We start from the raw sequence: 12,057 nt of genomic DNA on the forward strand, positions 1-12,057 counted from the left end.
CTAAATGAAAAAAAACAAATTTTCACATAAGGTAATCGCGGTGTTTTTAACACTTAATTTTTTGACCTCAATTATTCCTGTTAATTATCTGTTTGCTAATAATAATGGGCCAAATGCTCCAGAAGCTTCAGGTTTTGAACCTGTAGACGCTACAGACATGGTGAATTTATCAACAGGAGACACAGCTTATGTACTTCCTTTAATAGACGTTGGAGGTTTCCCGGTTACATTGTCATATCATTCGGGTATCCCTTTAGATATGGAGTCATCTTGGGTTGGTCTAGGGTGGAATATAAATACAGGAGCTATTGCTAGGGGGGTCAGTGCGACACCTGATGATTGGAGCTCTGCAAAAACATTAGACTTTATCTATTTCCAAGATTCTCAAACATTTTATAGTATTAATGTAGGTATAGGTATAAGTAAAGCTGCTGAGGTGGGTGTAGGTATGTCTTGGGGTTCTAATAAGAGTTTATCTGGTTCAGTTTTTGGATCTTTCGCTGGGATTAGCGCAAGTATTAGTACTGATGGAAGTTATTCAGTAGGTTTTGGTGTTGGTTTTGGTAGTAAAGGAAGTGAAACTTCAGGAGTTGGTGCAGGTATTTCAATATCTGGAAATATTAATGGTGGAAAACCAACAGTTGGATTAGGTGTTGGTGGACGTTCTGGAAATTTAACGGGAAGTTTAGGTGTTAGTCTTTCAGATTCAGGGGCTTCTTTCTCTATTTCAGGAGGTTATAGTAATCGTAAAGCATATGATAAAGGTCAATCAGGTAGTGGCGGAATTTCTGTCGGAAACTATTCTTCTGGAGATTTTGATATTAGTAGTAAAGGTTTTTATATTCCTATACAGTTAGGCCCTTTTTCATTAGGTTTCGGTAAACAAAAAGTAACTTATACATTAAAAAAAGGATATGGTAAAACAGGTTATGGAATTCTTTATGCCAATCAAGCTGCTAGTAACGATTTAAATATAAATAATGAAGGTATTCCTACCAATCATAGGTTTGGAGATTATCAAAATAGATATGTTTATACGGATATGTACGATCAGGTATTGCCCCAGAGTGAAGGAGAATTTATTGCAGATTCTCAGGACGAGAATATGAAATTAAACTTTTCTTTTGCAGGCTATGATTCGTATGAGGTAAATGCAACAGGAATTGCTGGTGGTATGAAGCCTAAAGTATTTGAAAATGCCACATTATTTGGCCTTGGTTATAAAGGATCCTATCCAAACTCCGGTACTGATGAAAAAATGAGGATATATAATCATAACAGCAGCGGTAGTACAAACTATTTGCCAACTAAAAGTCTTGGAGGGAGTAATAATTTTGTATTCTATTTTGATGGTCAGTTTACACAGAAAACACAGATAGCTCCATTAAACTATACTAGTAGTTTTTCTTTTAATACAGATCAAAATAAAACAATGAAAGATTATTTGCCAACAGGAAAAGTTGCAGATAATAATAGAAAAAAATCAGGCAATTATGTTGAAGTATTTACTAATTATCAAATAAGAACGGGTCAAGCAACTGGATTGTTAGAGCCAGAAGGCTTACCCCATACTAGTAGAACAAACCTCGATTACAAAGATTCAGGAATAGGAGGTTATAAAATTACTGCGCCAGATGGTAAAATCTACCATTTTGCACTTCCTGTCTATAATTATGAAAGGGTAGAACGTACAAATTTGCAAAACGCAAGTGGTAATTATGTAAATGAAAAGAGGCAATACACAGCTTTTGCTACACATTGGCTTTTAACAGCTATTACAGGACCTGATTTTGTTGATACAAATAGTAACAATTTTCCTGACGCAAACGATTACGGATATTGGGTGAGATTGGACCATGGTAAATGGAGTAATGCTTATACATGGCGTTCACCTTATAATGGGGTTAATTACAGCACCAATGAATTAGGCAAAATAGGGACTGAAGATTTTGGTAATTATCAATACGGAAGGAAAGATCTTTATTATTTAGATAAAATAGTAACGCAAACCCATACGGCCTATTTTGTTAAAGACATAAGATACGATGCTACTGGAGCCACAACAAATGGCACTAATAATGAAAGTTCTTTTATTTACAGTTATAATGTAGGATTTGATAGAATTCCAGATAATACTAGTAGTGGTGGTACAGATCCATGGGTAAGAGAAAATGGTATTACATATAAGAGAGAGTACCAGCTGCTTTTAGATAAAATAGTTATTGTCCCTTCTCAATTTGATAATGTTCAAAAAGACGATAGTTATCAAACGCTTAATTCCCAAAATTTACCAGGTTATATAGCAAATGATAGTTATCAATTGCAATATAATACTAATCCTGATGCGGGGTTTTATGCTGAAAGAAATGCAAGACCAACAGTTTATTTGCATCAAGAAGAAGATGTGTATGATATTAAGGATTTTGCAAACTTTGATTATTCTAAAGCTATAAAAACCATTCAGCTAAAGTATGATTATGAACTTGCTACAGGTTCACCTAGTTCTTACCAATGTTATAATAACACTTCTGCAAGTAATCCACCAAATACAAATAAAGGGAAGTTGTCATTAAAAAGTGTTCAATTTTTAGGTAGGAATTTAGCAAAATATATGCCCCCTTATAAATTTGACTATAAAGGAAGTGGTACTAGTGGTCTTGTTTATCCAATGGGTCATAATATAAATGATAATCAAGAAGTGAAAAAGGCAAAGGATGAATGGGGTTTTATTGATGAACAGTATTACTTGAAAAATTACTTGAAAACTACATTTAATAGTGAGCCAGGAGATAGTAATTACAAAACTTTATTTAATCAGTATTATTCTCAATTTGCCAATTCTCATGGGCCAGATAATTGGAGTCTAAAAAAAATAACTACTCCAACAGGCTCTACTATAAATTTTGAATATGAAGAGGATGATTATTATATCGAAGCCTTTGCTAGACGCTATTGGGTAGATAATTTAAAATTCCGATTTAGAACTTCCGGAGGATTTTATTATATAGATATTGAAAATGACACGCCAAATATTGATCCAGAATATTTTACTGAAGATTTTACCGATTATTTCAAAATAGGAGATTATCCCTTTATTGATTTGTCATTTTGTGCTAGAGGCAGAGAAGATGGTGCTTTTCATGATATTGATAATTATAAATTTTTAATAGATGCGAAAGAATTAGAAGTGCAATCTGTTTCAACAACTCAAGTAGTATTAAAATTATCTTCATCACAAATAAATTTTACTTATACAGATCCAGAACATAATCCTTTTAATGATAATGATTGGTATTCTTATACACAAGGCTCCAATGTTAATGGCCCTAGTAATACAAAAAAAGGTAAAAATAACTGTCCTGCAGGAGAATCTGGAGGGTTTTACCACCATTCAATTTATTATAAATTATTAGCAAGTAAAGTGCCTAATGACCAAACTGGAGGTGGTTTGAGGGTAAAATCTATTACTCTTGAAGATGAAAGTAACAATAAATACCATACCAAGTATTATTATAATCAACCAGGTACTTATAAAGAAAAGAATGTTGGTACATACAAATCATCTGGAATAACGTCTTTTGCTCCTGTTAATGGATTAAAATTTGTACCATATCAATCAGAATTACCTGGCGCAGGAGTTATGTACGAATATGTAACAATGGTTTCCGAATCAGATCAAGGAATTCCATTGGGTGAAACAAGATATCGATTTTATACGCTGCAACCAGTAAAGGATATTTTTGATCCTAATCTTACTATGTACGATGACCAAGGTAAAGAAATATTCAATGCCACTGTTGAAAATGCAAATAATCACAGTGAAGGATTATTACATAATGATCAAAAAGTTTATGCTAAGAAAATAAACATAGATGTAAATACATCTTTGGTTGGTCAATTTAGATCTATTGAAGAATTTAATAATGAAGGTCATTTATTGAAAAAAACCGAGAAAAGTTATTTGAGTGGAGTTGATTTAGCTAGTTATTCCAATAGAGGATATGTGCGAGAATCTTTCCAAAGCATGAAGTCTATTTTTAAAGCAAATAGCAGTAACCAAAGCCCTGTATTACAAAAGCGATTACTTTCACTATCGAGTAGAAGAGATTATAATAGTGTTTTATCAAGGGTTACAACTACTACACAATTTGGAAAAAATACTGAAATATATAGTAATGCCGATCCAGAAACCGGAGCTTTTAGGAGAACAGAAACAACGATGTCCGATGGTACAAAACAAATAGTAGAAAAAATACCAGCCTACGAAAAATATCCTTTAATGGGCTCTAAAGTAACAAACCCATCAAATAAGAATATGTTAGTACAAGAGGCAATGTCTATTTCTAAATTATCAGGACCAAATGCTTATGGAACATTGAGTGCCAGCATAACCACTTGGAATAAGGATTGGACTTATAGGGATGAATTTGGGATGGAAAGTTCTGCAGGGGAAGTGCCTGTATGGCGTAAGCATAAAACCTATCTTTGGAAAGATGAAGTAAATGCAACAACAGGAGCATATAACACAGGTGTAAGTGAATATAATAACTATTTCAACTGGGGTGCAGGGACACCAACCAGTAGCAAATGGCAAAATATTTCAGAGATTACACGATATACACATTGGTCATCGCCTATTGAAACTAAAGATATCAATGGGAACTTTGCCTCTTCGAAGATGGCCGATAATTTTAGTAAAACAGTAGCAAGTGGTAATGCGCGATATACAGAGATGTATTATAGTGGAGCAGAAAATATGGTGTCTGGGAATAATTTTGACGGAGAAGTTTTGGGAGCTAATTTCAGGCAATCAGGAATTGCACATACCGGTGATTATTCGGTTAAAACAAATGCGGCAAACGATAAGGTTTTTGAAATTTTAGGTAATGTAGGTGCTAATAGTACTGATTATACAAAAGACTTTAGACCAGGGAAATACAAAGTATCTTTTTGGATGTATCATAGTTCTGGGGCAGCTAGCCAAACAGGAGCCAATTTAAAACTTAATGGAACTAGTGTTCCTATGTCTGAATCTGTTGAAGCAGGCAGTTGGAAACAATATAATTATTATGTTGACCTAATTGCTAGTTCAAGCGTTAGTCTCTATGTGACCAATACAAATGGCGGCAATTATTATTTTGATGATTTTAGGCTCCATCCTGTATATACGTCTATGAACAGTTATGTTTACGATAAAGTTACCGATGAGCTTCTCTATATTCTAGATGCTAATAATATGGCAACTAGATATGTTTATGATGCTGCAGGTAGGTTATGTAAAACGTATGTTGAAGTGCCTACGCAGGTTAGAACTTCGGGTAGTTATAACAATGCATCCATCAATTCTTATACAGGAGGGTTTAAGCTCATAAACGAAAACAAATACCACTACCAAAGTATGACAACCGAGGGTTGTGGAGACTGTTGTAATTATTTACCATAATTATAAAAAAACTAAGTATGAAAAATTTTTTTAGAAATATCAGTTTTGTCCTGTTAGTGCTAATACTCCACAATCCTTTATGGTCGCAAGAATCAAGTAATAATATAGAGGAATTGTTAATAGGAAGTAGGGTTTTTGACTATAAGAACTCGATGGAACATATGGATTCAAGTGCTAAATCCCATTGCCAAAAAATGAGAACAGAAAGGAAAGAGAAAGTACGGAGCAATTACGAGGGTCGGGTAATTACCTTTAATGATAATGGTGGATATAGCCAAAAGTTAGTCAATGGTAAAGAATTTTTAGGAAGATGGGAAACCAATGGTGATAGAATACTTATCACAGACGCAGGAGCTGTTTTACGAGAATATAAAATTATCTCAGTTTCTGCATCAGAACTGGTTTTAAAACCAAAAGTAGAAGCTAGTTTAAAACCTTTAATGTCAGAGTGGCATTTTATAAAATCTTATTAACTATGGAACAACTACATTCATCTTTTGAAAATAGATCATTATTGTCGTATTTAACAATACTGATTGTGTTTCTGAGCCCTTATGTTTTATTCTCTCAAAATATAAGCGGGGAAATTTATCCCAATCAAGGCGAGACGGAAACTTATTATTTAACAGATCCTTATGGAGCATACGAAGTAGTATATTGGGAGGAACATGAAGGTCATATAATAGGTCCTAATAATGAAGGTACGGTTGTGGTAGAATGGTGTATAGAAGGAACACAGAGCCTGGGGGTCACTTATATAAACACAACTAACAATGAAGAAATTTATGTTCAAATAGCTGTCCATGTACAACCACCTTCAACACCATACAACCCAATAGTTGATTCTTACGAATGTGGACAGGCTACTTTAATAAGCAACGGAACTCCACCCTGTGGAGTTAGTTGGTATTGGCAAGGAAAAAATTCGAATGGTACGAGTACTTCGTTGGGAACATCGAGTCAACCGTTTATAGCAAATTTAGGCACGGGAACTTATTATATTCGCGCAAGAAATAATAATGGTACATGGAGCGGGGGGTCAGGTTCTGTTTATGCAGAAATAGAGCTAGAAGTAGTTTGGTATGCAGATTCAGATGGTGACGGCTTAGGAGACCCAAATACAACCCAATCATCATGTTCTCAGCCTTCTGGATATGTATTTAATAGTAATGATCAATGTCCTGCTCAGTCAGGACCATCTAGCAATAATGGCTGCCCGGTAAGTGGTGATGATGCTAGAAACTGGGTACATTCAGAATCGTATAATTTGTCGGGAACATTAATAGGGGCTAACCGAAACTATTATAATTTTTTAGGCAAGCATGATCAGTCCCTTAGTTATGATGCTAAAAAAGATAAAATATGGGCTAATCAAACGTTATACGATAATCACGGTAGGGCTGCAATACAGACATTGAGTGCACCCGTTTATTCAGGATATAATATTAGTTATAAGGATAATTTAATCAAAGACAGCGCAGGAGGAACCTATGATAAAAACGATTTTGATGGTGCTTCAACCTTACAGAATCCTTCCCAGGTAAGCTTAAACTCAACAATAAGTAAGCTAGGATGGTATTATAGTGATAATAATACAAATGAACAGTATCAAGATATTACTTCATATCCTTTTAACAGACAAGTATACAGTAAATTATTGCCTGGTTCGGTTAATAAGGTCTTAGGAGGAAATAAAACAAATGGGGAATGGTTGCAATCTTATAGTTTTTCAATGCCGGTGGCCCAAGAAATGTATTATGCCTTTGGGAAAGATTATTTTGGTACACCCGATGCTATTTTAGCGGAGGACACCGGTAGTTACAGTAGCTCTAGCGAGGGATTCTATCAATTACAATTGGTGTCTTGCGACACAGGAACCATTGAAAATAGGATTATATTGGTCGAGGCATCTACTAGTTTTGTATTTCAATCTGGTAAAATTTATGAGGCTACTTGGGGATTGTCAGGATATTATACCTTGTCGTATGCAAGTTATTTAGGGGATGTTAATAGTAGTTATATTTATGATGTTGAATTATCCAGTACTATTTATAAAGAATGCCCTATTTATCCATACAATTTAAAGGTAACAAAAACGGTTAGTCGAGATGTTAATGGTATTGAGACCGTAATTTTTACCGATAGTGATGGTAACACCTTAGCCGCAGCTAGAAGCGGAAATGAAGAAAACAATCCAAAACAGTATGAGGTAGTATCTCCAATAAATGAACAAGGCTTTGTTGATATCCATATCCCGGTAGGGTGTGGTGGGACGGTCACTTTTGAAGGTCGTAATGATGCGAAGTTTAATGTGTACGACTTAATAAGTGATAGTACCACACCAATAAGTTCCAATGTTAGTGGAAATGTTAATTTATCTCCGGGTTTTTACCGTATTCAGGAAGTAACTTCTGTACCCTATAGCAAGAATCCATATCCGTATGTGACCATATCTGCAGGAGGAAGTGTTTCACTGGTAAAACCAACAGAAGCGGTTGGGATACGTTATAAAGTAAACTATTATGATTATAGTTTAAATTTTTACGATAGGGCAGGCAGACTCACCAAGAATGTCCAGCCTCTTGGCTTTGACAATGCTTTAACGTTGAACACTTCAACCAGAAATCATACTTTAACAAGTACGTTTGCCTACAACAGTTTAGGACAATTGTTAAGTACGGCAAGTCCCGATGAAGGCAGTGCAGAATTTAAATACCGTAAAGATGGGCAAATACGGTATTCCCAAAATGTGTTACAAGCTTTAGCAGGAGAATTTTCATATACCAATTATGATGTGTTGGGAAGACCTATAGAAAGCGGAGTGATTACAAACAACAATTTTGCAACTTCCGATCCTGATGGGACGCTTCCTTCAGGAACTACCAAGGAAGTACAAAATATACTATATGATATCCCGGATGCTTCTTTAGATGCCAAATTAACCGCCAATGGAATTTCTTTAACAAACTATAAGCAGACCTTTTTGTTTGGCAATGTATCTAAAACAGAAAACAATCAAACCAGCTCCTGGTATAGCTATGATGTACAAGGACGTGTAAAGTGGATAATACAGGAAATATCCGGACTGGGACTAAAGACCATAGACTATGAATATGATTATGTAAGTGGTCAGATATTGGCGGTCGATTACCAACGTAATAATGCATCAGAACGGTTTATTCATGCTTATCACTATGACTCTATAAATGGCCAATTGGTTAAGGTGAGTACCTCTACAAATGATAGCAATTATACTACGCAAGCCGAATATGAGTATTATGAAACAGGCGCGCTAAAGCGTGTTGAATTGGCTCCCGATACCAATGGAAATCCATTGCAGGGTATTGATTATGTGTATAACATAAATGGACAGCTAAAAAGTATTAACCATCCCAGCCTAACAGCCAGTAAAGACCCGGGAGGCGATGCCAACGATTTGTTTGGGATGCAGATTGATTACCATCAGGACGATTATTTGCGAACAACAAACAATATAGAAACCACTGTTTTTGGACAGGATCAATATAACGGAAATATAAAAGGGGTCCGTTGGAACAACAATACCTACCATGCAGGAACAAATAAAGAAACGGTTTACGATTATCGTTATAACAAAAGCAATTGGCTAACAGATGCGCACTATGGGAACTATAGCACGCCGGTACCAACTACGGCCGATGAAACGGTAACCTCAACGGCTGTAACAACAAGTGGTAACACCTTAAATTTAGAGGCCACCCTTAGTATCACCTTACAACCCGGGTTTCATGCACAAAGCGGAAGTACCTTTACCGCCGTAATTAATGATGAAGATGGGTTTTTAGGGAACGGCGATTACGATGTTTCGGGCATTACCTATGATGCCAATGGGAACATTAAAACCCTAAAGCGTAACAAGAATACCGAAAATGGCAGCAATGCTATGGACAACCTGAGTTATGTGTACGATCCTGTAAAGCCCAACCAATTAGCATGGGTAGACGATGCCGCTGGCGATGTGGCAAACGCAGACGACATAGGAGACCAAGATGCTGGCAACTACGTATACAATAGTATTGGGCAATTAATAGAAAATCATGAATATGCTACTATCGCCGACCCAACCAATATTATTAGATATAAGTATAATGCAAGTGGTTTAGTAACCGAGGTATCCAAAAAAAATGTACCTTTGGTCAAGTTCTTTTACAATGATAAAGGGCACCGTGTAAAAAAGGAAAGTTACACGATAAATGGAGGAATAAGTTCATTGACAGGTACACAGTATTATGTACGTGATGCAGCTGGTACAGCCTTAGCTATTTATAATGGCACAACTGTAACGGAGCATACCATTTATGGGGCAAGCCGTTTGGGTGTTTATAATAAAAGTGATGGCTCAAGTCATTACCAGCTAACCGACCATTTAGGTAATGTGCGTGCTGTAACAGGCAGGGCCAGTAACGGTACGTCTTTGGCAATAGTATCTACAATAGATTACTATCCCTTCGGGATGCCGATGCCTAATCGAAACATCGAGGGAAATTACCGCTACAAATACCAAGGACAGGAAAAAGACCCTGAGACTGGGAAAGAGGCTTTTGAGCTTCGTTTATGGGATAGCAGGATTGGGAGGTGGTTAAGTCCTGACCCCATGGGAATACATCATACACCATATCAAGGTATGGCTAATAATCCTGTAATTGTTGTAGACCTCAATGGTGGATATCCTACACCTTTAGAAGCTGCATTAATGGCTGCTTATGTGTACGATCCAAATATAACTTTAATAGGGAATTGGAAATACTCAACCATAGTTAACTTTAATATTGATGATTCTCAGTCAGGGCTCTATGGGTTCTTATTTGAAAGAAGGGATGAAAAAACTGGAATAATGGAGTATGCTTATGCTTATGCAGGTACAATAGATTGGAAAGATTGGAAGAATAATGCCCAACAGTTTATTGGTAGTTCTGAACAATATGCACAGGCTTTAAAAGTCTCCACTAGGTTATCAGTTTATCTTGGGCAACAAGAACTTACTTTTGTTGGGCATTCACTAGGCGGTGGACAAGCTAATTATTCCTCGCTTGCCACAGGTAGGCTGTCTATTACGTTTGATCCTGCTTGGTTATCTCAAGCTAGTATAAATAAAATTAATAGTACAATTCCGTTAGCATATCGTCCAGCAGTTCAACAAATCAATTATATTCCAAAAGGAGCTTCATTACACCAACTTCAACATAAAACAGCAGCAACGGCCTTTGTTAAACCTATAGGGGAAAATGTTTTTGTAGGTGAATTCAAGGATAATTTTAGATTAAAGCTTTGGGAAGTTCATGATATTAATAATATTATTCAAAATATACTATCCACCTTTAGCTATGGGAAAGATGATAAAGCGGGTTGTGGCTGCCGATAAAGTTTTTTAAAATTAATTTTTTAGTTATGAGATATGTGTTTTTTATAGTTAATATCATGTTTTTTTTAAGTTCTTGTGAACATAGTAACCCAGCCTTTAGATTTTCAAATTTTTATGGTACACCTGCAGAAACCCTTGTTAAAGCAATAAAAAGTAATGATGTAGAGGGGATTAGACAAGAAGTATTAAAAAAACATGTTGATATTAATTTTGAAGATGAAGAATATGAAGTATCCTTACTTGCATTAGCTATCGCTAATAACAAAAAAGATGCTTTTGAAGAATTATTAAGGCTTGGAGCTAATCCCAATATTGATAATTCTTCTTGTGTGAGCCCCTTAAAATCAGCCATAAGATACAATCATAATTGTGATACTTTTTTTATTAAAAAAATATTAGAGTATGGTGCAAATATTACGCCTAGATTTCCTAGTAAATGTAATCAAGCATACGATCCGATACCCGAAACAATATTACACTACAATGAAGAAAGTAAAGTGAAATGTGGTTTTGCGATTTTAAAGTTATTGACCTCAAAGCTAAACAACCCTGACTTATTATCTTTGTACAATAGTCCTGAAGATTATCAGGAAAATATTATTTATAATTGTTTAGAAGACAGGAATTTAAGTGCTTTAAAGTATTTAATAGTTGATTTAAAGTTTAAAGTTCCAGAAAAAATATTTATAGACGGTACTGTATTGCTGCATTATCAAGGGTATAAATCTTTAGATGAGATTCTTAAAAGCAGGGAATTTTCGTTTAATGAGCCCAATAAATTTAGAGAAAAGGCTAAGGACGAAATCTTGAATTATTTAAAAAAGGAATAACCCCAGCTCCCCAAAGTCTACTAAAAACAAACGTTTCTAATAGTTTTGGGGTGCTGTGCGAAGTCTCCCGACTTCGCACCCATTCCCATAGACAATTCCAACTTTATCAAAGTCAATATTCATTGTATCTGGTAAAATTATTCAGGTTCAAAACATCAACCACAGGAATATCCGTTTTTTTCTATATTTTACAACGCTTCACCTTTCACGTTTTCTTTCACGTTTCACCTTTCACCTTTCACCTTTCACGTTTTCACGCTTCACCCCATATACAATCAAGCACATCCAGCATATTTAAACAACTTCATAAAACCACCTTAATATTTCTAAGTAAAAACCTTACTAATTCTAAGGAATAACCTTATCCGTTTTAGGAAAAAAAT

At 35.4% G+C, this 12,057-nt stretch carries 4 protein-coding genes; all 4 read left to right on the plus strand.

The genetic code is table 11. The features are described 5' to 3' along the window. Positions 1-4 precede the first annotated feature (4 nt). The 4 genes from CJ739_RS08540 (at position 5) to CJ739_RS08555 (ending at position 11,674) form a co-directional block, all read left to right on the plus strand. On the plus strand, positions 5-5,443 hold the full coding sequence (locus CJ739_RS08540) for a hypothetical protein (RefSeq protein ID WP_117174334.1): 5,439 nt from the start codon (positions 5-7) through the stop codon (positions 5,441-5,443). A 194-nt stretch (positions 5,444-5,637) separates the two neighbouring features. Next, positions 5,638-5,916, plus strand: a complete 279-nt coding sequence (locus tag CJ739_RS20325; protein ID WP_162880170.1) for a lipocalin-like domain-containing protein — start codon at positions 5,638-5,640, stop codon at positions 5,914-5,916. A 2-nt stretch (positions 5,917-5,918) separates the two neighbouring features. After that, positions 5,919-10,844 carry an RHS repeat domain-containing protein gene (locus CJ739_RS08550; RefSeq protein ID WP_117174338.1) on the plus strand — a complete coding sequence of 1,642 codons (4,926 nt, stop codon included), beginning with the start codon at positions 5,919-5,921 and terminating at the stop codon, positions 10,842-10,844. A 26-nt stretch (positions 10,845-10,870) separates the two neighbouring features. Then, a complete protein-coding gene (locus CJ739_RS08555) occupies positions 10,871-11,674 on the plus strand; it encodes an ankyrin repeat domain-containing protein (protein WP_162880171.1) in 804 nt (267 codons plus the stop codon). Positions 11,675-12,057: the final 383 nt, after the last annotated feature.

The organism is Mariniflexile sp. TRM1-10 (assembly GCF_003425985.1).
Classification (GTDB): Bacteria; Bacteroidota; Bacteroidia; order Flavobacteriales; family Flavobacteriaceae; genus Mariniflexile.